The sequence below is a fragment of the Aminobacter sp. J44 genome (genome assembly GCF_007829415.1).
Lineage (GTDB): Bacteria > Pseudomonadota > Alphaproteobacteria > Rhizobiales > Rhizobiaceae > Aerobium.
In genome coordinates, this window is sequence record NZ_VLJG01000017.1 from 1 (window position 1) to 24,660 (window position 24,660).

Annotated in this window: 27 protein-coding genes; 9 read left to right on the forward strand and 18 right to left on the reverse strand. The window is 62.5% G+C overall.

Translation table 11 applies throughout. From position 1 onward, the window contains the following. Positions 1-342 precede the first annotated feature (342 nt). Both L610_RS08425 and L610_RS08430 read right to left on the reverse strand, forming a co-directional pair. On the reverse strand, positions 343-819 hold the full coding sequence (locus L610_RS08425; RefSeq protein ID WP_144704270.1) for a hypothetical protein: 477 nt from the start codon (positions 817-819) through the stop codon (positions 343-345). An 88-nt stretch (positions 820-907) separates the two neighbouring features. Further along, positions 908-1,690, reverse strand: a complete 783-nt coding sequence (locus tag L610_RS08430; RefSeq protein ID WP_144704273.1) for a lytic transglycosylase domain-containing protein — start codon at positions 1,688-1,690, stop codon at positions 908-910. Between the two features lie 434 nt (positions 1,691-2,124). Between L610_RS08430 and L610_RS08435 the strand changes: the two genes are divergently transcribed. Then, complete coding sequence (locus L610_RS08435; RefSeq protein WP_144704276.1) at positions 2,125-2,346, forward strand: hypothetical protein; 222 nt, start codon at positions 2,125-2,127, stop codon at positions 2,344-2,346. An 18-nt stretch (positions 2,347-2,364) separates the two neighbouring features. Here L610_RS08435 and L610_RS08440 read toward each other — a convergent pair whose 3' ends face one another. Beyond that, positions 2,365-3,201, reverse strand: coding sequence for an EAL domain-containing protein (locus L610_RS08440; protein ID WP_186441400.1), 837 nt, complete (start codon positions 3,199-3,201; stop codon positions 2,365-2,367). 2 nt (positions 3,202-3,203) lie between these two features. Further along, entirely contained in the window at positions 3,204-4,025 is an 822-nt protein-coding gene (locus tag L610_RS08445) for an EAL domain-containing protein (protein ID WP_371712975.1), read from the reverse strand. 267 nt (positions 4,026-4,292) lie between these two features. Between L610_RS08445 and L610_RS08450 the strand changes: the two genes are divergently transcribed. After that, complete coding sequence (locus tag L610_RS08450; RefSeq protein ID WP_024849035.1) at positions 4,293-5,495, forward strand: pyridoxal phosphate-dependent aminotransferase; 1,203 nt, start codon at positions 4,293-4,295, stop codon at positions 5,493-5,495. A gap of 197 nt (positions 5,496-5,692) precedes the next feature. Beyond that, on the forward strand, positions 5,693-7,744 hold the full coding sequence (locus L610_RS08455; RefSeq protein ID WP_144704285.1) for an elongation factor G: 2,052 nt from the start codon (positions 5,693-5,695) through the stop codon (positions 7,742-7,744). Positions 7,745-8,048: 304 nt separating this feature from the next. Here L610_RS08455 and L610_RS08460 read toward each other — a convergent pair whose 3' ends face one another. Next, the gene (locus tag L610_RS08460) at positions 8,049-8,945 is read right to left on the reverse strand and encodes a LysR family transcriptional regulator (protein ID WP_024849033.1); all 897 of its coding nucleotides are present in this window, start codon (positions 8,943-8,945) and stop codon (positions 8,049-8,051) included. 32 nt (positions 8,946-8,977) lie between these two features. After that, positions 8,978-9,952 carry a thioredoxin-disulfide reductase gene (trxB, locus tag L610_RS08465; RefSeq protein WP_024849032.1) on the reverse strand — a complete coding sequence of 325 codons (975 nt, stop codon included), beginning with the start codon at positions 9,950-9,952 and terminating at the stop codon, positions 8,978-8,980. A gap of 252 nt (positions 9,953-10,204) precedes the next feature. Here trxB and L610_RS08470 point away from each other — a divergent pair, with 252 nt between their 5' ends. Then, complete coding sequence (locus tag L610_RS08470; RefSeq protein WP_024849031.1) at positions 10,205-10,678, forward strand: Lrp/AsnC family transcriptional regulator; 474 nt, start codon at positions 10,205-10,207, stop codon at positions 10,676-10,678. A gap of 12 nt (positions 10,679-10,690) precedes the next feature. On the opposite strand, the gene L610_RS08475 is transcribed toward L610_RS08470, so the two are convergent. From L610_RS08475 to L610_RS08485, 3 genes are all read right to left on the reverse strand, one after another. Further along, positions 10,691-11,773: a glycosyltransferase family 4 protein gene (locus tag L610_RS08475; RefSeq protein ID WP_246658968.1), complete on the reverse strand. Its 1,083-nt coding sequence runs from the start codon at positions 11,771-11,773 to the stop codon at positions 10,691-10,693. Positions 11,774-11,779: 6 nt separating this feature from the next. Further along, a complete protein-coding gene (greA, locus tag L610_RS08480) occupies positions 11,780-12,253 on the reverse strand; it encodes a transcription elongation factor GreA (protein ID WP_144704288.1) in 474 nt (157 codons plus the stop codon). Between the two features lie 191 nt (positions 12,254-12,444). Beyond that, the gene (locus tag L610_RS08485) at positions 12,445-12,795 is read right to left on the reverse strand and encodes a DMT family protein (protein ID WP_024849028.1); all 351 of its coding nucleotides are present in this window, start codon (positions 12,793-12,795) and stop codon (positions 12,445-12,447) included. Positions 12,796-12,989: 194 nt separating this feature from the next. On the opposite strand from L610_RS08485, the gene L610_RS08490 reads away from it, so the two are divergent. Both L610_RS08490 and L610_RS08495 read left to right on the forward strand, forming a co-directional pair. Continuing rightward, entirely contained in the window at positions 12,990-13,682 is a 693-nt protein-coding gene (locus tag L610_RS08490; protein WP_144704291.1) for an extensin family protein, read from the forward strand. Positions 13,683-13,854: 172 nt separating this feature from the next. Further along, positions 13,855-15,165, forward strand: a complete 1,311-nt coding sequence (locus L610_RS08495; RefSeq protein WP_144704294.1) for a hemolysin family protein — start codon at positions 13,855-13,857, stop codon at positions 15,163-15,165. 81 nt (positions 15,166-15,246) lie between these two features. Here L610_RS08495 and L610_RS08500 read toward each other — a convergent pair whose 3' ends face one another. Next, on the reverse strand, positions 15,247-15,849 hold the full coding sequence (locus L610_RS08500; protein WP_144704296.1) for an NADPH-dependent FMN reductase: 603 nt from the start codon (positions 15,847-15,849) through the stop codon (positions 15,247-15,249). An 89-nt stretch (positions 15,850-15,938) separates the two neighbouring features. Between L610_RS08500 and L610_RS08505 the strand changes: the two genes are divergently transcribed. Next, complete coding sequence (locus L610_RS08505; protein ID WP_024849024.1) at positions 15,939-16,301, forward strand: helix-turn-helix domain-containing protein; 363 nt, start codon at positions 15,939-15,941, stop codon at positions 16,299-16,301. Between the two features lie 6 nt (positions 16,302-16,307). Here the strand turns inward: L610_RS08505 and L610_RS08510 are convergent, their stop codons facing one another. After that, complete coding sequence (locus L610_RS08510; protein WP_144704299.1) at positions 16,308-16,700, reverse strand: acyl-CoA thioesterase; 393 nt, start codon at positions 16,698-16,700, stop codon at positions 16,308-16,310. A gap of 202 nt (positions 16,701-16,902) precedes the next feature. Between L610_RS08510 and L610_RS08515 the strand changes: the two genes are divergently transcribed. Next, positions 16,903-17,130 carry a hypothetical protein gene (locus L610_RS08515; RefSeq protein WP_024849022.1) on the forward strand — a complete coding sequence of 76 codons (228 nt, stop codon included), beginning with the start codon at positions 16,903-16,905 and terminating at the stop codon, positions 17,128-17,130. A gap of 3 nt (positions 17,131-17,133) precedes the next feature. Here L610_RS08515 and L610_RS08520 read toward each other — a convergent pair whose 3' ends face one another. The 4 genes from L610_RS08520 to L610_RS08535 form a co-directional block, all read right to left on the reverse strand. Next, positions 17,134-17,484 (reverse strand): DUF1428 domain-containing protein, encoded by a 351-nt coding sequence (locus L610_RS08520; RefSeq protein WP_024849021.1) that lies wholly within the window; start codon positions 17,482-17,484, stop codon positions 17,134-17,136. Positions 17,485-17,506: 22 nt separating this feature from the next. Continuing rightward, positions 17,507-17,926, reverse strand: coding sequence for a glyoxalase/bleomycin resistance/extradiol dioxygenase family protein (locus L610_RS08525; RefSeq protein ID WP_144704303.1), 420 nt, complete (start codon positions 17,924-17,926; stop codon positions 17,507-17,509). A 117-nt stretch (positions 17,927-18,043) separates the two neighbouring features. After that, positions 18,044-20,962: an excinuclease ABC subunit UvrB gene (uvrB, locus tag L610_RS08530; protein ID WP_144704308.1), complete on the reverse strand. Its 2,919-nt coding sequence runs from the start codon at positions 20,960-20,962 to the stop codon at positions 18,044-18,046. Between the two features lie 160 nt (positions 20,963-21,122). Continuing rightward, positions 21,123-21,335, reverse strand: a complete 213-nt coding sequence (locus L610_RS08535; RefSeq protein WP_024849018.1) for a cold-shock protein — start codon at positions 21,333-21,335, stop codon at positions 21,123-21,125. Between the two features lie 615 nt (positions 21,336-21,950). Here L610_RS08535 and L610_RS08540 point away from each other — a divergent pair. Next, the gene (locus L610_RS08540) at positions 21,951-22,163 is read left to right on the forward strand and encodes a cold-shock protein (protein WP_024849017.1); all 213 of its coding nucleotides are present in this window, start codon (positions 21,951-21,953) and stop codon (positions 22,161-22,163) included. A gap of 109 nt (positions 22,164-22,272) precedes the next feature. Here the strand turns inward: L610_RS08540 and L610_RS08545 are convergent, their stop codons facing one another. From L610_RS08545 to L610_RS08555, 3 genes are all read right to left on the reverse strand, one after another. Next, positions 22,273-22,911 (reverse strand): MBL fold metallo-hydrolase, encoded by a 639-nt coding sequence (locus L610_RS08545; protein ID WP_144704311.1) that lies wholly within the window; start codon positions 22,909-22,911, stop codon positions 22,273-22,275. A gap of 161 nt (positions 22,912-23,072) precedes the next feature. Further along, positions 23,073-23,372, reverse strand: coding sequence for a hypothetical protein (locus L610_RS08550; protein WP_144704314.1), 300 nt, complete (start codon positions 23,370-23,372; stop codon positions 23,073-23,075). Between the two features lie 287 nt (positions 23,373-23,659). Beyond that, positions 23,660-24,553, reverse strand: coding sequence for a branched-chain amino acid aminotransferase (locus L610_RS08555; RefSeq protein WP_144704317.1), 894 nt, complete (start codon positions 24,551-24,553; stop codon positions 23,660-23,662). Positions 24,554-24,660 lie beyond the last annotated feature (107 nt).

Sequence of the window (24,660 nt, forward strand, 5' to 3'; positions counted from 1 at the left end):
GGCCGATCATGAACTAAGATTGAAACCGGACCACCCTATGGGGTCAGGCCACCGGCATGGACCCTCGGGTCGAGCCCGAGGGTGACGAAGATGGGAATGTTTACGTTCCTTCCTTTGGTCGTCGCTGAGTTGGCAAACACAATTCAGTGGCCCAGCATGCCAAAGCCGCCCTTTCCTCCTCGTCATCCTTGGGCAAACGGAGCGAAGCGGAGTGCGACCCAAGGATCCATGCCTGAACGCTTCATCACGCACCACCGACCGGAACCTGAGGCTCGATACGGAGAACAGGCGTGTGCGGGTATCGGGATCTACGCCAAGAAGGCAGGCCGGGACGCAGACGCCTCAGCTCGTCTTTTTCTTTTCCTTGAGCTGCTCGACCGCCTTGGTGTTGGCGGCGCGGATTTCGCGCAGGAACAGGCGGCACTGGCGCTCGTCGAGCACGAAGACACGGCGGGCGGCCTTGGTCCAGGACATGTTGACCAGCACGCCGTCGCTGCGCGCCTCGGCGTCGCTCGCCTCCTTCAGCGCGCGGATGTCCATGCGGCCGCACTGGTTGGCGATGATCTGCGACAGCGCATAGGCGTGGGTGAACGACGTCTCGGCCGCCAGTTCGGTCGGCACGGTCGAGACGGCGATCGGGTCCGGCCGGTCATGATGGGCCGCGTTCGCCGCGCTCTGGTAATACATCCAGCTTGCATAACCGCCGCCAACGAGCGCGATCACCGGCAGGATCGCGAACAGCGCGACCTTATTGCCGGAGCGGACCGGCTTGGACTCGGACTTTTTGGCGGATGCTGGCTTGGAAGATTCATTGGTCATGGCCCGGGCAAGCTAGGACCCGTCCATTAAGGACGGGTAACCGCTGCCCGGCGGCCAATGAAAAAGGTGAAAAAATTCAGAAGCAGCCCTACTGGATCTGCGCTCGGGCGTCTGCCTGGGTCTGGGCCTGTGGCTTGGGCTGCGGCTTCGGCATCCGGCTGCGGTCGACCCCGAGGCCGGTGATGCCGAGCATGCCCTTGCGCTTGGCGTCGTAGTAGTAGCCGCGCGAGTAGTAGCGGACCGCGAGGTCATGGTCGCCGCCGGCGACCAGATAGGCGCCGCGCAGATACTTGCCCGCGTATTTCAGGTTGGTCTCGGCATCGAGCAGCCCGTCAGGCGAGCCGCTGTAGCCCATCGCGCGGGCCGTGGCCGGCAGGATCTGCATCAGGCCCCAGTACGGCCCGTTGCGGGCAGCCGGATTGAAGGTGCTCTCGCGCTTGACGACGCGGCGCAGCAACTCGACCGGAATTTCGTGATGAGCGGCGTAGCGCTCGATGAGGGCATCGAGCTCCGGGCTGCGCGCGCGGACATTGTTGGTGCGGATGGCTGCTGCTGCGGCGTTCTCGACGGTCGGGCCGACATAGGCGGACGCAACGATGGTGGGATCAAGCCCCTTCTGAGGCCCGGCGGCTACGGGCTTGGCAGCGTCGGCCGCCGTCGCGGCGGCGAGCGCCGCAGCGGCTTCATCGACGTCCTGACCGGTCGCCGTCGGCACCAGCGCAACCGCATCCGGCAGTATCGGATCCCCCTCCTCGATCACCGAGGCAGTCGTCGGTGCGATGGCGTCAAGGCCGCCCGAGGTGGAGCAGGCCGAAAGCAGGCCGGTCGAGAGCAGCGCGCAAATCGCGACTTCGGGAAGGAAACGAGGCATGGCCCTCTTCATGGTCAATCAGCAGTCCCTCTGGACGATGAAGTACAGGAGCAAATCCGGGGCTGCAACCCGCGCGGGTCCACGCTCGCCCCAGCGCGGGAGACTTCAGCATCAGGGCGATTTCGTGGCAGTGGGTGAATCAGAGTCGGGCGCCAGTCGCGGAAAAGTATTTTCTCCGAAAAGGGTTGCGGGGTCCCGCGGACACGCAGCTCAAATGCGGCGAAAACGCGAAGTTATTGTGAAGACAACACGTTTCGAAGCTTGCACGAAGCTTGGCTCGCGCTGCGCAATTCTTGTCTCGCGCGCGAATCCGCTCATACTGAACGAGCTGAGTCGAAGATAACGCCAGCCTGAAAACGCCTTTCGAGTGCCCGGTCCGTGTTCACGCGTCTCGTAACAACGACACATAAGTTGAACGCAGGGGGAAGTCGAACATGCCTCCGTTTACAGAGGAAAGCCTGAAACGCCGGCTGACGGAGCCCGACGATCTCGCAGTTGCAGCCCGATTCCTGATGGAGCGCGGGTACGAAAGAGACGAGATCGCCGTCGAGTTGTCGCGGCACTTTTACGTCGACATCGACATGCTGAACGAGGTGGTCGTGGCACTCGCGGCACCGCCTGCGCCGATGCCGACGCAGTGGTGGCGCGCCGCCTAGTCCGTCAGCGGCGGATCCTCATCCGCCTCGAAACAGGGGAATGATGTCCGCGCTCTTCTCGCGGAACTTGTCGAGGGGTAGCTCGGCCTCATCCGTCACCGGCATGCCGGCGAGCTGCGGGCGCGACAGGAGAAAACCCTGGAAATAGTCCGCGCCAAGCGAGACGGCGGCGAACAATTGGTCCGCCGTCTCGATCATGTCGATCATGACCGCCGTTCCCCTGGACTGCAGATCGCTGACGAGGTGAGAGAGAAGGCGAAGCGCCCCTTCGTCGCCCGCAATGCGTTGGAACCAGCGGCCATCGATCCGCGCGATCGCCGGGCTGAAATGCTTGAGCGCGTCCAGCGGCGGCTGCTCGCCCTTGGCCGGGCCGATGGCGAGGCTGTAGCCTTGGTCGCGAAACTTGGTCACCACTGACTTCTCGCGGTGGTCGGCAGGTTCGGTCACGCCGAGAACGATGCGAACTTCCTCGAACGACAGGCCCGCGACCTCGCCGAGCTGGTCGGCGAAGAAGTCCGGTGTCGTGGCGTCGGCGCAAGCGGCAGCGCCCAGCGCGACAAAATGGTCGAGGCCGGTCACCTCGACATGCGGGTGATTGTAGAGATGCAGCGCAATTGCCAACTGCTCGGCAAAGCAGCGCTCGCGCTGCGAAAGCCCGCTAAAGAACGTGCCGGCGTCGAGCTCGCGGCCACGAAAATGCGGCCGCACGAAACCCTGCGTGGTGACGGCGCGCAGCGTGTCACCATCCTTCGCGTAAATCATCTGGAACGCGCTGTGCAGGATGACGCTGCCGCAGCGTGCGGAGGCAATGCCAATCTCGTCCAGCGAGATCGCGTCTTCGATTCTTTTTCTCAAATTCATGGTTGTGGACGTCTGCCAAATATTTTCGAAACTGATTGCGTGCGGGCAGCGGACCTGCGTGCGCCGGCTGCGTCTGCCGGCACCGAGCCCGGCGGAAGAACCGGGCGGCCGAGCGCCATGGCAAAGCTTGACGGCGCGAGCTCCGGCCGCGCCAGTGCATAGCCCTGAACCATGTGGGCGCCGGACTGCTCGGCGATCTCGAGCTGCCAGGGCTCCTCGATGCCCTCGAAAACGATCCTGATGCCGCTCGAGGCAAACTCCTCGACCATCGCGGCAAGCAGCGCGACGCCGTGCGGCGTGTCCATCAGCCGCATGATCCACTGCGCGTCGAACTTGACGATATCCGGCTTGAGCGCGCGCACGCGGGCAAGGTCAGACTCTTCCGCGCCATAGTCGTCGACGGCGATCGTGAAGCCGTCGTCGCGCATCGCGGACACGAAGGTGGCGAGCGCTAGCTTCGATGTCGCCTTCTTTTCCGTCACCTCGCAGACGACGCGGGCGGGCTCGATCCCCGCCTCGTGCAGCACCAGCCGCATCCCGCGGAGCAGAGACGCGATGACGCGGCGATCGCTGAACACCGACGGGTCGAAATTGACGAAGATGAGGGTGGCAGGATCCAGGAACCGCCCGGCGTTGAGCAGGTGGATGGTTCGCGTCAGCGCCTCGATCGCCAGCCGCTCCTGCGGCGGGATGAGCGCAAAGAACTGCATGGGGGAAATCTCCTCGTCGTCACGAAAGGGACGAACAAGGCCCTCGAAGGCTTTCATCACCAGCTTCTGGTCGTGAAAGGCAAAGATTGGCTGGAACGCCGTCTGCAACTCAAAATCCGCCCACGACCCGGTTGCTACACCAGTGTCATGGCGTTTGATGTTTGCGAATATCGTGCTGCGCGACAAGCACCCTACTCCATGCCGCCCCGCCGCGACGTTCCTGCCGGACGATGCCGCGGTTAGCTTAGCATTTGGTTAAACAACCTGCCATCGGCGCATCTGGGACTGCATTTCACTTGAGATTTTCACCGGGATCGGACATGAAGCAGGCGCCGCATGGAAGCGGCGTTCTTTACCCCATTGGAGATTTGTCTCATGGCCTTCCTCGCCGATATTCTCTCACGCGTTAAGCCGTCCGCGACCATCGCGTTCACGCAGAAAGCGCGGGACCTGAAGGCGAAAGGCCGGGACGTGATCTCCCTGGCTGCCGGCGAGCCTGACTTCGACACCCCGGACAACATCAAGAACGCCGCGATCGAAGCGATCCGCCGTGGCGAGACCAAGTACACTCCGGTCTCCGGCATCCAGCCGCTGCGCGAGGCGATCGCCGTCAAGTTCAAGCGCGAGAACAATCTCGACTACAAGCCGGAGCAGACCATCGTCGGCACCGGCGGCAAGCAGATCCTGTTCAACGCCTTCATGGCGACGCTGAACCCGGGCGATGAGGTCATCATCCCGCGTCCGTACTGGGTCAGCTACCCCGAGATGGTCGCAATCTGCGGCGGCACTTCGGTTTTCGCCGAGACCTCGATCGACAACGGCTTCAAGCTGACCGGCGCGGCGCTCGAGAAGGTGATCACGCCGAAGACCAAGTGGCTGGTCATGAACTCGCCGTCGAACCCGTCGGGCGCTGCCTACACCGAGGCTGAGCTGCGCGAGATCGCCGACGTCCTGCTCAAGCACCCGCATGTCTGGATCCTCACCGACGACATGTACGAGCACCTGACCTATGGCGACTTCGTCTTCAAGACGATCGCCGAGGTCGAGCCGAACCTCTATGAGCGCACGCTGACCATGAACGGCGTGTCCAAGGCCTATGCGATGACCGGCTGGCGTATCGGCTACGCCGCAGGCCCGGTCCAGCTCATCAAGGCAATGGACATGATCCAGGGCCAGCAGACCTCTGGCGCCTGCTCGATCGCCCAGTGGGCTTCGGTCGAGGCGCTGAACGGTCCGCAGGACTTCATCGCGAAGAATAAGGCGATCTTCCAGGGCCGCCGCGACCTCGTCGTCAGCATGCTCAACCAGGCCAACGGCATTACCTGCCCGACGCCGGAAGGCGCGTTCTACGTCTACCCGTCGGTTGCCGGCCTGCTCGGCAAGACCGCGCCTTCGGGCAAGGTCATCGAGACCGACGAGGATTTCGCGCTCGAGCTGCTCGAGGCTGAGGGCGTTGCAGTTGTTCACGGCACGGCCTTCGGCCTTGGCCCGAACTTCCGCATCTCCTACGCGACCTCGGAGTCGATCCTTGAGGACGCCTGCTCGCGTATCCAGCGCTTCACCGCTTCGCTGCGCTAAGAACTTCCGGCACGCGGCCTTCGGGCTGCGTGCCTCTCCTCCTCGCGTCCGGCCAGATCCGGAACGCCCTTGCTCTCCCTCCCTACTCGTGTTTGCATGCGTAATGGCCAGCCACGGCCGCCGCGCCGTCGCTGCCACGCGACGGTCGAAGACCGGCCGCCGCTCATGAGGAACAAGTGGGATGGAGGTTGGTCATCATGGGCACCAGAGCCGGAGAACGTTGCAAGGGCCCCAAATGCATAGCCATTGTCGGGCCCTTCAGCAGCGGCAAGACAACGCTTCTTGAAGCTCTACTGGCGCGAACGGGGATTATTCCCCGCCAGAACCCGATCGGCTCCGGCAGCACGGTCGGAGACAATTCACCCGAGGCCCGCGGTCACATGATGAGCGTGGAGGCGACCGTCGCCACCACCGAGTTCATGGGCGAAAGCATCACATTCGTCGATTGCCCGGGCTCTATCGAATTTTCCTTTGAGTCCCAGCCCATTCTCGCCGGCTGCGACCTCGCGGTCGTCGTCGCCGAGCCCGACGAGAAGAAGATCCCCGCGCTGCAGCTGATCATGCGCCAGCTGGACGACATGGGCGTCCCGCGCATGCTGTTCCTCAACAAGATCGACAAGGCAACGGTCGGGGTGCGCGACCTCCTCAAACTGCTGCAGCCGATCAGCTCGACGCCGCTCTTGCTGCGCCAGATCCCGCTGCGCAAGGAAGGCGTCATCATCGGCTCGATCGACCTCGCCCTGGAGCGCGCTTACATCTACCGCGAATACGCGCCGAGCGAGATCGCTTCCATTCCCGACGACGAGAAGGCGCGCGAGGTCGAGGCACGCTTCTCGATGCTCGAACGGCTTGCCGACCATGACGACGCGCTGATGGAGCAGCTGCTCGATGAGATCGAGCCCCCGAAGGATGCCATCTTTGATGACCTGTCCGCTGACCTTCGGGAAGGCGTCATCACCCCGGTGCTGATCGGCAGCGCGGAAAAGGGAAACGGCGTCCTGCGCCTGCTCAAGGCAATACGGCACGACGCACCGGACGTGACCGCCACACGCGAAAGGCTCGGCCTCGAGGCCGGCAAGCCGGCCGTCCAAGTGCTCAAGACCTGCCACACGCCGCATGGCGGCAAGCTGTCGATCGCCCGCGTGCTCGCCGGCCGCTTTCCTGACGGCGCGGAGGTCTATTCCTCGCGCAGCACGAGCGGCAAGATCTCCGGCATCTATCGCCTCCTCGGCAAGGAACAGAAGAAGCTCGCCGCTGCCGAGGAAGGCGAGACGGTTGCGTTCGGCAAGCTCGACGAAATCGCCACCGGCGACACGCTGTCGCTCGACAAGAACGTGCCGCAGCTTGTGACGCTGGACATTCCCGCACCGGTCTATGCGCTCGCCATGCGGCCTAAGGAGCGCAAGGACGACGTGCGCCTGACTGCAGCCCTGCAGCGCATGCTTCAGGAAGACCCGTCACTCACCCTCGAGCAGAACCAGGACAGCAGCGAGACCATCGTCTCCGGCCACGGCGAGATGCACCTGCGCGTCACGGTCGAGCGGCTCGAAGGAAAATATCAGATCGCGGTCGACACCCAGCCGCCGCGCATCCCCTACCGCGAGACGATCCGCACGGGCACGACTCAACGCGGCCGCCACAAGAAGCAGTCAGGCGGGCATGGCCAGTTCGGCGACGTCCTCCTCGACATCAAGCCGCTACCACGTGGCTCGGGTTTCGAGTTCACCGACACGATCACCGGCGGCGTGGTGCCCAAGCAATACATTCCCTCAGTAGAGGCCGGCATTCGCGACTACCTCAAATGCGGACCGCTTGGCTTTCCGGTCGTCGACATCGCGGTCAACCTCGCAGACGGCTCCTACCATACCGTCGACTCGTCGGACATGGCATTCCAGCAAGCGGCGCGGCTCGCGATGCGCGAGGGCATGGCAAACTGCTCGCCGGTCCTTCTGGAGCCGATCCTGAAGGTCGAGATCTACACCCCGTCGGAAGCTACCGCGAAGATCACCGGCATCGTCCCGCAGCGGCGCGGGCAGATTCTTGGCTACGACGCACGGCCTGGGTGGGAAGGCTGGGACATCGTCGAGGCGACGATCCCGCAGTCGGAAATCGGCGACCTCATCATTGAGCTGCGCTCGGCGACCTTTGGCGCGGCGTCATACTGCGCAAAATTTGATCACCTTGCTGAACTGACCGGGAGATTGGCAGACGAGGTGATTCAAAGCCAGGCAAAGAAGGTTGCTGCCTAGCCGCAGGCTCCAACAGGCTGATTTAAGACAGAAAAAAAGCCGGATCTGGAAAGACCCGGCTGAGTTATTGGAAGTGCCGTTAGGCTAAACCTCCAGAGGGGAACACTCGCGGGCGCTAATGGGAGGAGGAACGCGCCCGGGAGATGGCGTTGATATGGGCGCTTCCTGCTCAAATTGCAAGCAATCTCTTTCGCAATGCACCTATGCGGATGCAGCATAGCTGACCTGGAACAAAAAAGCCTGCCGTCGCGGCAGGCTTTTTCCGAAAGATGCCCGGTTTCGCAGCAAAACGTCCAAGGACGTCTCAGAAATTCCAGCTACGCGCCTTCGCGAGCAGGAAATCGCGGAAGACATGCAGTTTCACCTGATTCTTCATCGCGTCGGGGTAGCAGAAGTAGGTGTCGAACGACGGCACCTCCGTCTCCGGCATCAGCTGCAGCAGGCCCGAATCCTTGTCGACCATGTAGTCCGGCAGGATGGCAACGCCCGCACCGCGCTGAACCGCGATCTTCAGCGACATGATGTTGTTGATCTGCAGCGCCGCCGTTCGCTTCTGCCCTTCAGGCAGGCCAGCGGTCTCCAGCCAGTTCATGTCTGCCAGGTGAGTCGGCACCGGCTCGCCGAAGGTAACGATTCGGTGCTGATCGAGCTCCTCCATCGAACGCGGCTTGCCGAACTTATTGACGTACGAGGGCGCCGCGTAGACGTGGAAGTGCACGGTGAACAGCTTGCGCTGGATCAGGTCCGGCTGCTGCGGCTGACGCAGGCGAATGGCGCAGTCGGCCTGGCGCATGGTCAGATCGAGTTCCTCGTTGGCAAGAATTAGCTGCAGCTGAATCTCGGGATAGAGGTCGAGGAACTCCTGAACGCGCTCGGTAAGCCACCCCGAACCGAGGCCCACAGTCGTGGTCACGCGCAGCGGGCCGGACGGTCGGTCCTTGGCCTCCGTCAGGCGCATCCTGACGGTTTCCAGCTTCATTAGCACTTCATGCGCCGTCTGGTAGAGGATCTCGCCCTGCTCGGTCAGGACGAGACCACGCGCATGGCGGTGGAACAGCGGAACGCCGACATCCTGCTCCAGCGCGCTAACCTGGCGCGAGATCGCGGACTGCGACAGGCGCAGTGCCTCGGCAGCATGTGTGAATGACCCGGCTTCGGCGGCCGCGTGGAATACGCGCAGCTTGTCCCAGTCGAGTGCCATATCCGCTGTCCCCTTCCAAAACCCTCTGAGGCTTACTCTGCAGCCTCGCGGTGCATTTCGAGTTCAGCGACATAGCGTTCGGCCTCGAGTGCTGCCATGCAGCCCATGCCCGCCGCCGTGATCGCCTGACGGTACACGTCATCCGTCACGTCGCCCGCCGCAAAGACGCCAGGGACATCCGTTGCCGTGGAGTCCGGCGCGGTCCAGAGATAGCCGTTCGGCTTCAGCTTCAGCTTGCCCTTGAAGAGTTCGACTGCCGGTGCATGGCCGATCGCCACGAACAGGCCATCGGTGGACATCTCGGTGAGTTCGCCGGTCTGAACGTTGCGCAACCTGAGCCCCGTGACTGACGGCGGCAGCGGCGCCTTACGCACCTCTCCGAGGATCTCGTCGACCTCGTGGTCCCAGATGACCTTGACGTTTTCCTTCATCGCCAGGCGCTCGCGCAGGATCCGCTCGGCGCGGAACTCGTTGCGGCGGTGCACGACGGTGACGCTCTTTGCGATGTTGGCAAGGTACAGCGCCTCCTCGACGGCCGTGTTGCCGCCGCCGACGACGACCACATCCTTGCCGCGATAGAAGAAGCCGTCGCAGGTCGCGCAGGCCGAGACGCCGAAGCCCATGAAGGTCTGCTCAGACGGCAGGCCCAGCCACTTCGCCTGCGCTCCGGTGGCAATGATCAGCGCGTCGCAAGTGTAGGTCGTGCCGGAATCGGTCGAAACGACGAACGGCCGCACGTCGAGGTTCACGTCGGTGACGAGGTCGGAAACGATCTTGGCGCCGACATGCTCGGCCTGCGCGCGCATCTGCTCCATGAGCCAGGGGCCCTGGATCGGCTCGGCAAAACCCGGATAGTTCTCGACGTCGGTGGTGATGGTGAGCTGGCCGCCCTGCTGCAGCCCTGCGATCAGCACCGGCTCGAGCATTGCGCGTGCTGCATAAATGGCGGCTGTATAGCCGGCCGGGCCGGAACCGATGATCAGAACGGGCGCGTGTGTCGCGGTCATGTCGTTACCCTACTCCCCGCCTTCGCATGCTCGGCGCGGCTACAAATTGGTATGCTGGATGATGCCTAATCTAGGTGTTGGTATGCACTGCTTGCAAGGCGGCGATTTGTTGCGTGCCGCAATCTCTGGGGATAGGTTTGCCTGTCTGCCAGCGGCGGTGCACAATGCCTTCAAATCCCCAAGGCGTGCGGCGATTCTGGCTAGCGTCAACCTCACTCGTCTGCACACCCCTCAGCCACCTCGGAACACGACATGCCCATCAAGGCCGACCTCGACAACATCGACTGGAAAATCCTGAAAGAGCTTCAGGAAGACGGCCGGATGACAAATGTCGAACTGTCGCGCCGGGTGGGGATATCGGCGCCGCCATGCCTTCGACGGGTAAAGCGACTGGAAGACGCCGGCATCATACGCCGCTACCGCGCCATCCTCGACACGTCGCAGCTCGGGTTCGATGTCGTAGCCTTCTGCTCCATCGGCCTCAACAATCAGTCCGAAACCGAACTGAAGAAATTCGCTGAGCTCACCCGCGCCTGGCCGATCGTACGGCAGGCCTGGATGGTATCGGGCGAATCCGACTTCATGCTGTACTGCGTGGCCAGCGATCTCGCGACGTTCCAGAACTTCGTGATCGAGGAACTTACCTCGGCGCCGAATGTCGGCACCGTGCGTACCGCGCTGACCATCAGGCCGGTCAAGGACGAAGGCGCGGTCGCAATCGGCTGACGGGACCGGCGCCTAGCGCCCCTGCCCCATCAACCCTTCATAGATGGCGATGAGCTTCTTCGCTTCGCCGATCAGCTGGAAATCCCGTTCGACATGCGCCCGCGCGGCGACGCCCTGCCGCTCTCGCAGCTCGTTGTCGGCCAGGTAGCGCTCGACTTCTCGGACCATCGCCTCGCCGTCCCCAGGCGGAATGATGACGCCGGCCTCTGAAGGCACCAGCTCGGAAAACGCGCCGACATCAGCTGCCACGACCGGCACACCGCTCGCCATTGCTTCCAGCGGCGTCAGTCCAAAACCTTCCCAGCGCTGCGGCGCGACATAGAGCGACAGCGCGCGGTACCAGCGGTCGATGTCGGTATGTTCGCCGACGAAGAGGATGCGGTCGGAAAGGCCAGCTTCAGCTACGCGGCGCTTGAGGCCATCCTCGAATTCCTGGTGCTGCGCAGTCGCCCGGCCTGCAACGATCGCCGACCATTCCGGATAACGGGGCAACAGTGCAATCATCGTGTCGACGAAGAGGTCCGTGCCCTTCTGGTGGCGCACACGACCGAAGCAGCCGGCATAGAGCCGGGTCGGATCGAGCCCTACTTCCTTCGCCGCTTCCGCCCTGTTCGCGGGCACGTGGAACCGCTCAGTATCGATGCCGTGCATGATCACGGTATTCGGCACTTTCAGGTAAGCCGCCGTCTTGTTGCTAGTCGCGATGACGGCATCCATCCGGTCGATCAGGAAGCGGGTCAGGCGCTTGTGGTGACGCTGCGAGGCCGATGTGAAGACGATCTTCATCGGCGCGCGAAAGATGTCGCGCAGGATCAGCCCGCCGATCATCTCGACATTGCGCCGCGCGTGCCAGACACGCACGCCGCCGCCAACGGGGCGGCGCAGCAGAGCCGGCACCTGCCACCAGCGCAGCTTGGCCAGAAGCGCAGGCAGGCCCGGCCCCAGCGCCGCAAGCCCAATCATCTTCACCTGCAGCGGAACGAGCTGGATGATCGTGCTCGTCACGCCGGACAGGCGCCGCTTGAAGTTGGGCACAATGACACGCACCCGCGCCGGGTCGACGCGGGTGGCCTCACGCGTTTTTTCGGAGGTCACCGGGGTTTAGACCCAGCGCAGCTCGACGATCTCGTAGCCGCGGGCGCCGCCGGGTGCATTCACTTCGATCTCGTCGCCGACGCTCTTGCCGATCAGCGCGCGCGCGATGGGCGAGGAAATGGAGATGCGGCCGGCCTTCACGTCGGCTTCCTGGTCGCCGACGATCTGGTAGGTCTTCTCTTCCTCGGTCTCCTCGTCGACGAGGACGACCGTGGCGCCGAACTTGATGGTGTCGCCGGACAGCTTCGACACGTCGATGACATCGGCGCGCGCGATCAGGTCTTCAAGCTCGTTGATGCGACCTTCGTTCAGGCTCTGCGCCTCCTTCGCGGAGTGGTATTCCGCATTCTCGGACAGGTCGCCATGAGCCCGGGCTTCGGAGATGGCCTCGATAATGCGAGGACGCTCCTCCTGCTGACGCCAGCGCAGTTCTTCCTTCAGCGCCTCGAATCCGCGGACCGTCATCGGGACCTTGTTCATCTCAGTCGACCTTTCCTGCACATCCACCAACCCCCTTTCTCTCCGGGGTTGAGACAAAAATAAAACGGCTCGGCAGCCTTGGCCAACGAACCGTTCAACGCATGTTCAGGGCTAAATATAGCAAGTTTGAGTGAGTTTTCACGAACAATTTCGCGGGGCGCCGCCGCCAACCCACCGCTTCCACAAAAGCGTCAGGCGCGGAAGATGACGGCCGCCCCCGCCGCAATCAGCGCAAACCCCAGCACATGGTTCCACGTGATCGCCTCCTTCAGGTAGAAGACAGAGAAAACTACGAAGACGCACAGAGTAATGACCTCCTGGATCGTCTTGAGCTCGGCGGCAGAATACACGCCATGGCCGATTCGGTTCGCAGGCACCGCCAGCCAGTACTCGACCAGCGCAATCATCCAGCTGAACATCACGGCGGCATAAAGCGGTGCCGTCTTGAATTTCAGGTGTCCATACCATGCAAACGTCATGAAGACGTTGGATGCGAGAAGAAGAAGTACCGGTAATACCTTGGGTGAGAGGAGCAGCGACATGACGATTCCCGAACAAGGGCTTTGACGATCCGTCTTTGCGCAGGTTCAGGGCAAATTGTCATCTGAAATCAGGTGCCGTGCGCGGCCCGGCCGCTGCCGCAGGATAAAGCCCAAACAGAATCGCAACATGCCGTCATGCCATGTGATCGCCCCGGCGCTGGTCGCGATCGATTCCTGCGCCACTTTCCGGAGTCATGAGGATCTTCAACCGGCGCGCGTTCACCCTATTGATCATCCTGTCGGCCTTTCCCGCCTCCGGCGATGAGCTGCCGGAGACGATGTCACCGCCACCTCCCCGCCCGAAAGCCATCGCGAAGCCCGAAGCAAAGGCTGACAGCGGCGTCTCCGGATCGGAGCAGCAGTGCCGCGCCGAATTGCGGAAGCTGGGCGTCGAGTTCAAAAGCTTGCCGGCCATCCGATCGGGCGGCTGCCGGGTATCGAGTCCGCTCGAGGTTTCCTCGCTCGGCGGCGGCGTGGACATTCGCCCCGCCGCGACGCTCTCCTGCCCGATGGCACTGGCAGCTGCCCGCTATATCCGCGACACGGTGCGTCCGGCCGTGCGGAAGGAACTTGGCAGCGACCTGGTCGCGATCAACCAGGCATCCGGGTATGTCTGCCGTCCCCGCAACGGCACGAAGAAGCTGTCTGAACATGCGTTCGGCAATGCGCTCGATCTCTCGGCGCTGGTCCTGAAGGACGGCGACACATACGAGATCCGTGACTACGGCAAGGCGAGGCCCAATCACGCCCGGCTGCTGAAGCACTTGCGGGACAAGGCCTGCGGGCCGTTCAAGACGGTGCTGGGGCCCGGAAGCGACGCCGATCACGCCGACCACCTCCACTTCGATCTCGCCGAGCGGCGCAACGGCGGCACCTATTGCAAATAGCCGCCTGCCACTGCGGAGCTTGTCGCCGAGCTTTCAATTACGCCTGCCGCGTCATCCATTCGGTGAAGGTCTGGCCGCTTCCCTGTCTCTCGGGCGCCCGCCTGCCGCTGACAGGCGGGCCTCGCCCAAAATCCCTGTCGCTTAACGCTGCGACGGATGTTATCTCACGCAAATGCTATACCTTGAAATCGCTGTCGTCGTAGTTCTCATCTGCGTCAACGGACTTCTGGCCATGTCGGAGCTGGCCGTCGTCTCCTCCCGTCCATCCCGCCTTAGTGCGATGGCCGAGAAGGGAGATACCGGCGCTGCCGTCGCCAACAAACTCGCGGCCGATCCGGGTCGCTTCCTGTCGACCGTTCAGATCGGCATCACCCTCGTTGGCGTCCTGTCGGGTGCCTTTTCGGGCGCAACGCTCGGTCAGCGCATGTCCGAATGGATGCTTTCGGTTGGCGTGCCGGCCAGCGTTGCCGGCACCCTTGGCGTTGGTCTCGTCGTCGCGCTTATCACCTATGGCTCGCTGATCATCGGCGAACTGGTTCCGAAGCAGATAGCCCTCCGCAATCCGGAGGCAGTCGCCTCGCGCGTTGCCGGCGGCATGCGCCTTCTGTCGATCGTTGCAGCGCCGCTCGTCTGGCTGCTCGACATTTCCGGCAAGACGGTCCTTCGCCTCCTGGGGCAGAATGAAGAAGGCGGTTCAATTGTCACCGACGAAGAAATCGTCAACCTGATCGCCGAGGCTGAGAGCCACGGGGTCGTCGAGAGCGACGAGCGCAAGATGATCGCGGGTGTCATGCGCCTTGCGGATCGCAGCGTGCGGGCGCTGATGACGCCGCGTACCGAAGTCGACTGGATCGATCTCACCGACAGCAAGTCGACCCTGCGCAAGAAGCTGGTCGAGACCCCTCGCTCGCTGCTGCCTGTCGGCAACGGCAGCGTCGACGAGATGGTCGGCGTCGTGAAGGCGCGCGAGGTGCTGGCGATGCTGGTTGAGCGCAAGCCGTTCGAACTGTCCGAACTGATCCACCCGGCGCCGATCGTGCACGACACCGCCGACGCGCTCGACGTGCTGACGACGCTCAAGGAAGCCGCCACGCCGATGGCGCTGGTCCATGACGAGTATGGTAATTTCGAAGGCGTTGTGACGCCTGCCGACATTCTTGAGACGATCGTCGGCGTCTTCAAGTCGGACCTCGACGAAGAGGAAGAGCCCGCAGCCGTCGAACGTCCGGACGGGTCGTGGCTGCTGGCCGGCTACCTGCCGACCGACGAGATGGCCGACATTCTGCACATCGAACTGCCTGAGAAGCGGGACTACGAGACTCTGGCGGGCTTCGTGCTGTCCTACATGCACAAGCTGCCGGAAGTCGGCGAGTATGTTGATGCGCTCGGTTGGCGCTTTGAAGTGGTCGACCTTGACGGCCGACGCATCGACAAGATCCTCGCAACCCGCCTCATCAAGACGCACCGGGGCGTGGTCGCTTGAGCGATTTCACGAATTTTATGAAAACAAACAAAAAAGGCCGGAGCAATGCCGGCCTTTTTCTCTTGGTGACACGTGCGGCGATTATTCCGCCGCTTCCTGATGCTGGGCGCTCGCCTCGCGGGCGTTCTTCAGCGCGTTCACCCACCAGGCGAACTGGTTAAGCATGTCCTTGCCGCTCTGGACGAGGTGCGGCATGTCGGAGAACTTCTTCTCCCCGGAGGCGATCTGCGCGTAGTCGGCCCAGACGATATGAACGCCGGTGCGGATGGGCGCCATCTGCAGCTCGATCGCGATCAGGCGCAGCTGCTCCACCGCGCGGGCGCCGCCAACGCCGCCGTAACCGACGAAGGCGACCGGCTTGTTCTTCCACTCATTGTAGGCATAGTCGAGCGCGTTCTTGAGAACGCCGCTCGGGCTGTGGTTGTACTCGGCGGCGGTCATGATGTAGCCGTCAAAGCTGGCAACCTTCTGCTGCCATGCCCGCGCCACGTCCGACTTGGACGGAGCCCATGCCGGGGATGCCGGATCCTCGAAGAACGGCAGCGGGAAATCGCGAAGATCCACGATCTCGACATCGAACTCGCCCGTCTCCCTGGCCAGATCCGCGATCCACTCTGCAGGTTTATCGCCGAAACGCCCCTCGCGGGTTGAACCGATGATCACTCCGATTTTGGGTTTGGCCATGGTAAAGTCCTTCTCGCGCCAAGTTGGTATCTAAATGATACCGACACTAGATATGAAACTATTGACGCAGCGGACAAGGAGGCACTTTGTTGACACTGAGTCACCGTGACGAAACCGCCTGCCGCGCCGTCAGCGACGTGCTCTCCCGGGTGGGCGACAAATGGACGGTCCTCGTGGTCGAGTTGCTGAGCGACGGGCCGATGCGTTTCAGCGAGTTACGGCGCCTGATCGGCAACATCTCGCAGAAGATGCTGACGACCACGCTGCGCGGGCTGGAGCGGGATGGGTTGGTGACGCGCACTGTCTATCCGACCATCCCGCCGCGCGTCGATTATGAACTCACGGAACTTGGCCGCGGCCTGCGCGAGCCGGTCAAGGCCTTGGGCGACTGGGCGCGGCAAAACATCGGCCACATCAATGAGGCGCGGCGGAAGTTCGACGACGAAGCGTAGTGAGGATCAGTCTTCCTGAGGCACCGGCGTCGGCACGCCGTCCTTGTCGACGGCAACCATGACGAAGTCGGCATGCGTCACCCGCTCCATCAGGTCCGACAGATAGCGCTGCGCCCAGGCCTCGACGCGAAGCGTCATCGAGGTGCGGCCGACCTTGGTGATGTCGATGTAGATGCAGAGCGTGTCGCCGACCTTCATCGGCTTGGCGAAAGACATTTCCTTCACCGCGGCGGTGACCACCCTGCCCTTCGCCCGCTCGGCGGCGCGGATACCGCAGGCAAGGTCCATCTGCGCCATCACCCAGCCGCCGAAGATGTCCCCGGCCGCGTTCGCGTCAGCCGGCATCGCGAGGGTGCGCAGGGTTAGCTCGCCGACCGGTTTGACGTCATTGCGATTCATGCAGATGCTCTCCTTTTGCTGGGCAACCAGAGGTAGCCGTGAGCGAAAGGATTAACAAGCGGCATGGAAGGCGCAACGGGTTACACCGAAAGCGGCATCTGAAAATGCTTCTTGATGATGTGCAAAACCGCGATACACTCATTTTGTGGCGGGGATAACAAGGCGAGCGACGCCCGAACATCGCTCCACCAGGGAGGATCAGATGCCCGCCAGGCACCACTCGGAGAACGTAACTTTACTCGGCCAAAAACTGTCGCCGGATGAACTGGCCCTGACGCAGCCAGTTATCGACGCCGTATGCTGGGAACTCGGCATAACAGCCCGGGAGATTGCGCGCAGAAGAGCCGTTTCAGAACGCGTCTACGCCGCATTCCGCTCCGGCCGTCTGCCGCTGAACATGGTCACAGCAGGTTTACAGGAGCTGCGTTAACCGTCAGCTCCCGACGATGACCTCAAAGCCGCCGTAAATCATTCTCTGGGTGTCGAAGATACCTTTCCAGTCGTCCATTTTCATGCGCGGGTCCTGCATCACCTGCGCATTGATCTCATCGCGCTTCTCCCGTGACGGATAAGTGATCCACGCAAAGACAACGGTCTCATCCTCGCTAGCCTGAACCGCACGGGGGAAAGAAGTGATCTCGCCATACGGAACGTCGTCGGCGATGGCTTCAACGTAGGAAAGCGCGCCATGTTCAATCCATACGTTCTTTCCCAGTGTCGCCATCTCCTTGTAGCGCTCGATATTGGCTTTCGGCACCGCGATCACGAAACCGTCGACATACATCTGCTTCCTCCCAGGAATTTGCCTAGCTGACCGGCGCGTTCATCGCCCACGAAACGCCGAAGGGGTCGCGCAGGTTGCCCCAGCGGTCGCCCCAGAACATCACGTCCAGCGGCACCACCACCTCGCATCCGGCATCGACCGCCCGCTGCCACCAGCTGTCGATCTCGTCGGGTTTGAGGATCAGCTGCAGCGTGTAGCCCGCCGCCGGCTCATGCGGATGGCCATGCTCAGGGTAAGCGTCCGAAAGCATCAGCGAGGAACTGTTGACGTAAAGATGGACATGCATCGTCCTCCCGTTTTCGTCTGGGGGAACGGCGAATGCCTGCTCGGCACCGAAGGCCTTCTTGTAGAACTCAGCGGCCTTCAGGGCGCCTTCGACTTCGAGATAGGGAACAAGGCCGCTCTTGGCAGGCGGCATAGGCGGGAACTGCTGGTCGGACATTCAACTTCCTCCAGTTGGCTTTATGCGCCACAGGACGAATGATGGAGGAACGAGCCGACAGCAGGAAATGAAAAAATTTGATGCGCCCATCAGCGAGATCGCCGGGGCGCACCAGGATCAGCGGCCGGGACGTCCGGTCTTGCGTGAACGCCGGCTTTCCTTGCGCACGTCAGCCGGGTCCTCATAGGATCCAATGCCAGCACGCTCGCGCTTGATCGGCTTTGGATCCTCGGGCTTCACCGGCAGCTTGCCCGGCACGGGCTTTTCCGTGCGACCGACGGTCATTTCATCGAGCGAGTTCTTGCGGAACAGGCTGCCGCGGCTCGCCGGAACCGCGTGGTCGCCGGAGGTACCCATCTCGTCGAGATCGGGCTTGCGGAAAAGGTTCGAGCGGGCAGCCTCCTCGGCCTCCCTCGCCTCGCGGCGTTGCTGGATGCGTTCCTGCTCCTCGGCAGTGCGGTGCTTTGCGACACCCTTGTTATGCCGGCCCTTCTGCTGGCCGGTGACGGGGCTGACGAGGTCAGCCTCGCGCGCCAGCGGATCGTCGGAGATGGCCAGTTCGGTCTCGCGCAGGCGCTTGATCTCGTCGCGCAGCCGCGCCGCTTTCTCGAAGTCGAGGTCGGCGGCCGCATCACGCATTTCCTTCTCGAGATATTCGAGATGTGCCTTGAGGTTGTTCCCGACCAGGTTGTCCTTGCCGCCCTTGGTGAATGCAGAAATGTCCGCGCGGACGTGGTCACGCTCGTAGACCGAGTCGAGGATGTCGCCGATGTTCCGTTTGACGCTCTCCGGCGTGATGCCGTGCTCGGCGTTGTAGGCAAGTTGCTTTTCGCGGCGGCGGTTTGTCTCCGCCATCGCGCGTTCCATCGAGCCGGTGATCTGGTCGGCGTAAAGGACAACCTTGCCGTCGACGTTACGCGCAGCACGGCCGATGGTCTGGATGAGCGACGTTTCCGAACGCAGGAAACCTTCCTTGTCCGCGTCGAGGATCGCGACGAGGCCGCACTCCGGAATGTCGAGGCCCTCGCGCAGCAGGTTGATGCCGACGAGCACGTCGAAGGCACCAAGCCGCAGGTCGCGCAGGATTTCGATGCGCTCCAGCGTATCGATGTCCGAGTGCATGTAGCGCACGCGCACTCCCTGCTCGTGCAGGTACTCGGTGAGGTCTTCGGCCATGCGCTTGGTGAGCACCGTGCACAGCGTGCGATAGCCCTTGGCGGTCGTCTCGCGGATCTCGCCGAGCACATCGTCGACCTGGCTCTTGGCCGGGCGCACCTCGACCGGTGGGTCGATCAGGCCAGTCGGGCGGATCACCTGCTCGGCGAACACGCCGCCCGCCTGCTCCATCTCCCAGTTCCCCGGGGTTGCGGACACGCAGATGGTCTGGGGGCGCATTGCATCCCACTCCTCGAAGCGGAGCGGACGGTTGTCCATGCACGACGGCAAGCGGAAGCCATATTCGGCAAGCGTCGCCTTGCGCCTGAAGTCGCCACGATACATTGCGCCGATCTGCGGGACCGTGACGTGGCTCTCGTCGATGAAGACGATGGCGTTGTCCGGCACATATTCGAACAGCGTCGGCGGCGGATCGCCTGGCGCGCGCCCCGTGAGGTAGCGCGAATAGTTTTCGATGCCGGCGCACGAGCCGGTTGCCTCGAGCATCTCCAGGTCGAAGCGGGTACGCTGCTCGAGGCGCTGCGCCTCGAGCAGGCGCCCTGCCCGCTCGAGCTCGGCAAGCCGGTGCTTCAGCTCTTCCTTGATCGACTTAATCGCCTGCGTCAGCGTCGGCCGCGGGGTCACATAGTGCGAGTTCGCGTAGATCTTGACGCTCTTGAGGTCGCCGGTCTTCTGACCGGTGAGCGGGTCGAACTCGGTGATCGCCTCGATCTCGTCACCCCACAGCGAGATGCGCCAGGCGCGGTCTTCAAGGTGGGCGGGGAACAGCTCGATCGTATCGCCGCGGACGCGGAACGAGCCGCGCGTGAAGTTGATGTCCTGGCGCTTGTACTGTTGCGCGACGAGGTCGGCGAGCAGCTGGCGCTGGTCGAGCCGGTCGCCGACCTCCATCTGGAAGGTCATCGCCGTATAGGTTTCGACGGAACCGATACCGTAAATGCACGACACGGAAGCAACGATGATGACGTCGTCTCGCTCAAGCAACGAACGCGTAGCCGAGTGGCGCATCCGGTCGATCTGCTCGTTGATCGAGGATTCCTTCTCGATGTAGGTATCGGTGCGCGGGACGTAGGCTTCCGGCTGGTAGTAATCGTAGTACGAGACGAAATACTCGACGGCATTGTTCGGGAAGAAGCTCTTGAACTCGCCGTAGAGCTGCGCCGCCAGCGTCTTGTTGGGTGCAAGGATCAGCGCCGGGCGCTGCGTCTCCTCGATCACCTTCGCCATGGTGAAGGTCTTGCCTGAGCCGGTAACGCCGAGCAGGACTTGGGTCCGTTCGCTGCTGTTGACGCCTTCGACGAGATCGCGGATCGCCGTCGGCTGGTCGCCGGAGGGCTGGAACGGCGTCTCCATCTTCAGGCGAATGCCGCCCTCGGACTTCACCGGCCGAGCCGGGCGATGCGGCACCCACGCCTCTTTGCGCAGGTTCGGGTCACCGCCCTCGATCAGCTTCGTCAGCGCCGCAACGGTCGCGGTCACGCCGGAAGAGGAGATCGACTCCGCATCCTCAAGCGCGATGTCGAGTCCGGCAACGGGATTGAGACCGGCAGCCGCACGTTCGCGCGGGGAAGCAGCGCCACCCATCGACGTGCCGCGCGCCGAGCGCGTGGGTGCACTCGACCGTTCGGGCACTTTCTTGCGCGGTTTGCTGGTCTTCTTCTCCGCTTCTTCGGAGATCTGCCGCGCCCAGTCGGAGATAGTTCCCGACAGCGGCGTTCCCTCAAGGTCGGCCTGCGGCGCCTCCCCGAACCCTTCGGGGTTCATCTGCTCCGAGGCATCCAGAAAATCTGTCAGTGGACCTTTGCGCTCGCGCGAGCCGGGGCGGGTCGCAGCGGACTTCTTGTCGGGAGACTTAGCCATGGCGGGAATATGGGCGGCAGCAACGGAAATGGAAAGAGGCGCCGGGCCGCGCCATCGGTCAATTCACGCGATCCTGACAGCAGGTTGTCAGGAAGGAAGCGCTACGCATGCGAAAGGCGGCGCGATCGCTCGCGCCGCCCTTCAAAACTCGGTCGGATTCTTATGCAGCCGACAGGTTAACGGCCTTCGGGCCCTTACCCATACGATCCGGCTCCGTGTCGAAGGTGACCTTCTGGCCATCAACGAGGGTGCGCAGACCCGAAGCCTCGACAGCGGAAATGTGGACGAAAACGTCCTTCGCGCCGCCATCAGGCGTGATGAAGCCGAAGCCTTTGGTTGCATTGAAGAATTTAACGGTGCCGGTCTGGGCCATAGGGGGAAGCTCCTGTTCCCTTTGGTAAGCTGCGTCTGCACGACGTGTGCAGGGTCGCGGGTGTCGAGAGTTCACGAAGTCGGGGAAAGGTCGTCCAAAACGGTCCAGTCTCCGGGTAGCAAATGCCCGAACGTCATCAGCATGGCATGATTTGGGGAGCGCCGCAAGCACGGAAAGCCGCCCTTGCGGCACGCAATTCTTGCGCCGCACCAAGAAAAATTTGACCCCGCACGCCCCCACTGGATCGGCATCCTCCATAACAATTTATCATTCCGGGCGGGGCGGCTGGGAGTTGCGGGCGCGACCGCGGCAGCTATATTGTTGTTTTTGTTATACTATGATTTCCGGCAAATCTTTTGCTTGCCCGTAACTGCAAAATCGAGGACAAATTCTTCCGTTCGGGCATTTGCCGGCCCGGAGACTGGAATAGGAAACACTGGTGCAGCCACCATTGCAGGACACGCAAAATTTGCAGAGCTTCACCAGTGACCGCGAAATGAGAGGGTTTCGGCTAGACCCCGGCGCGCGAATGCCTCTTCTTCTCCCCCAGGAATGCCCAGAACACCGCGGGTGTCGCCCGCAGGGACTAAGTAGCGGGAGATAAGGAGCATCCCTATGCCTCAGAGTGGAACAGTAAAGTTTTTCAATCACGCCAAAGGCTTCGGCTTCATCACGCCTGAAGGCGGCGACAAGGATGTGTTCGTGCACATCTCTGCCGTCCAGGCGTCGGGGCTGCCGGGCCTCGAGGACGGACAGAAGGTCACCTTCGAGACCGAGCCGGACAAGCGCGGCAAGGGTCCGAAGGCGGTGAACCTCACGGTCCTCTAAGACTGCGAGCACACGCCGCGGATAGGCATTGATTGAAACACGCGCTACTGCGTCTGGCGCGTGTTTCTTATTTTCAGGCAAGCCTCGGCCGGCCTCCCTTATCAAACAACTATCGAAGGAACGGATTGGACCGGCGCTCATCGCCGAAGCGSCTGCCCGGGCCATGGCCGCAGATGAAGCCGATCTCATCACCGAGCGGCAGAAGCTTCTCATTGATAGAGCGGATCAGCGCCTCGTGGTCGCCGCCCGGCAGGTCGGTTCGGCCAACTGACCCCTGGAACAGCACGTCGCCGACATGGGCGAATTTGGCGGCTCGATTGTAAAACACGACATGACCCGGCGCATGGCCCGGGCAGTGCAGCACCTCGAACTCATGGCCCGAAAAGGAGACCACCTCTCCTTCCGAGAGGAAGCGGTCCGGCGTGCAGTTGCGCATGCCGCCGATGCCGTAGTTCTTGGCGGAAAGTTCGATGTTGTCGAGGAGGATCTTGTCGGCCTCATGCGGGCCGATGATGTCGACGCTCAACTCTTCCTTGAGCTCCATAGCCCCGCCGGCATGGTCTAGGTGGCCATGGGTGATCCAGATGGCCTCGATGGTGATGCCGTTCTCGCGGATAGCCGCGACGATGTGCTCGACGTCGCCGCCCGGATCGACAACCACTCCCCGCTTCGTCTCGTCGTCGAACATGATGGTGCAGTTCTGCTGGAACGGCGTGACAGGGATGATCCCGGCGCGAAGTTGGCCCATGACTGTCTCCTCTTTTCTGCCCCGTCCTTAGAGCAATTCGGCAGTAAGTCGAAGCCGTTTTGCTGGGAACCCCGCGACAGTCGGGAAAGGCGCAACCTTCGGCAGCATGCGTAAGCAGGAAGGGGCAGCCGTGACCGCCCCTCTTCTGTCAATCGGTTGCCTCAGGACTTCTTCATGATCGCGCCGACAATCGCCGTAAGGATCGCGCCGCCGCCCGCGCCGCCGACGAGGTCCCCGAGGAGACCGCCTAGCGCGCCAGCGGTCGCTGCGTCGGCACCGCCCCCAAGCAGCGCGCCGAGGATCTGACCGCCAGCCACGCCGCCGATGGCACCGCTTAGCAGCTTCGGCAGCTGGCTCATCGCTGCCTGCTTCATCGCAGCGCCGACGGCCTGACCTCCGACGACACCGGCAATGACCTGCACAATGATAGGTAGAAGAGCTTCCACTTTCGTTCCCTCCATGAAAGACCGGCTCTTGTGCCCCCCATCAACGATGTGAATTCTTCTTGTGCCTGCTTGTCAAAGCGCACAAAGAAAATCCCCCGCAAAAAGCGGGGGATCAGTTTGTTGACAAACCCTCGACGCACCTTTCCGGAGCCCGAGATTCACGGAACGTCTCAGATTCAAAGTGAGAACGGATCGGAATCAACAAGCCTGATTTGAAGGCTCGCGGAACTTTGTCAGCAGTCTGATCCCCCGCAAAAAGCGGGGGATTACTGCTTTATCGACTGCAAAATCGCCGGAAAGACTTATTCCGCGGCCTGCGCACGCTTCGGCTGGACCTCGGCCTCATAGGCGTCGATCAGCCTCTTGGTCAGCGCGCCCGGCGTGAAGCGGTACGGTCCGACCTCGGAAACCGGGGTGACTTCTGCTGCAGTGCCGCACAGGAAGCACTCCTCGAAGTCCGCCATCTCCTCCGGCATGATCGCGCGCTCAATGACCTCGATGCCGAGGCCCTTGGCAAGGCCAATCACGGTGCGGCGGGTGATGCCGTCGAGGAAGCAGTCCGGGGTCGGCGTGTGCAGCTTGCCGTCCTTGACGAAGAAGATGTTCGCGCCAGTCGCCTCGGCGACCTGGCCGCGCCAGTCGAGCATCACCGCATCAGCGTAGCCTTTTGCCTCTGCCGAGTGCTTGGAGATCGTGCAGATCATGTAGAGGCCGGCCGCCTTCGCGCGGGACGGTGCGGTGCGCGGGTCGGGGCGGCGGTATTCGGCCATGTCGAGGCGGATGCCCTTCATCTTCGTCGCCGGGTCGAAGTAGCTCGGCCACTGCCAGATGGCGATCGCGACATTGATGCGGTTGTTCTGGGCGGCGACGCCCATCGATTCCGAGCCGCGCCAGGCGATCGGGCGAACGTAGGCGTCAGTAAAGCCCTGTTTCACCAGAAGATCGCGACAGGCCTGGTTGATCTGTTCTGCGGTATAGGGAATCTCGAAGCCGAGGATACGGCCGGATTCGATAAGACGCTCGGTGTGCTCGTTGAGCTTGAAGATCTCGCCGTCATAGGCGCGCTCACCTTCGAAAACGGCGCTGGCGTAGTGAAGGCCGTGGGTCAGGACGTGGATTTTTGCGTCAGCCCATTTGACGAACTCGCCGTTCATCCAGATGTGACCGTCAAGCTGGTCGAAAGGAACGGATGCCATAATGTTCTCCCTAGGGGCCTTGAGGCCTGTTTTTGTTAGACGCGGGCTGCGCGGTTCGCTAACCCGAAGCTTGGAAAATTCTAGTAGTATGCCTGGCCGTGCAGCGC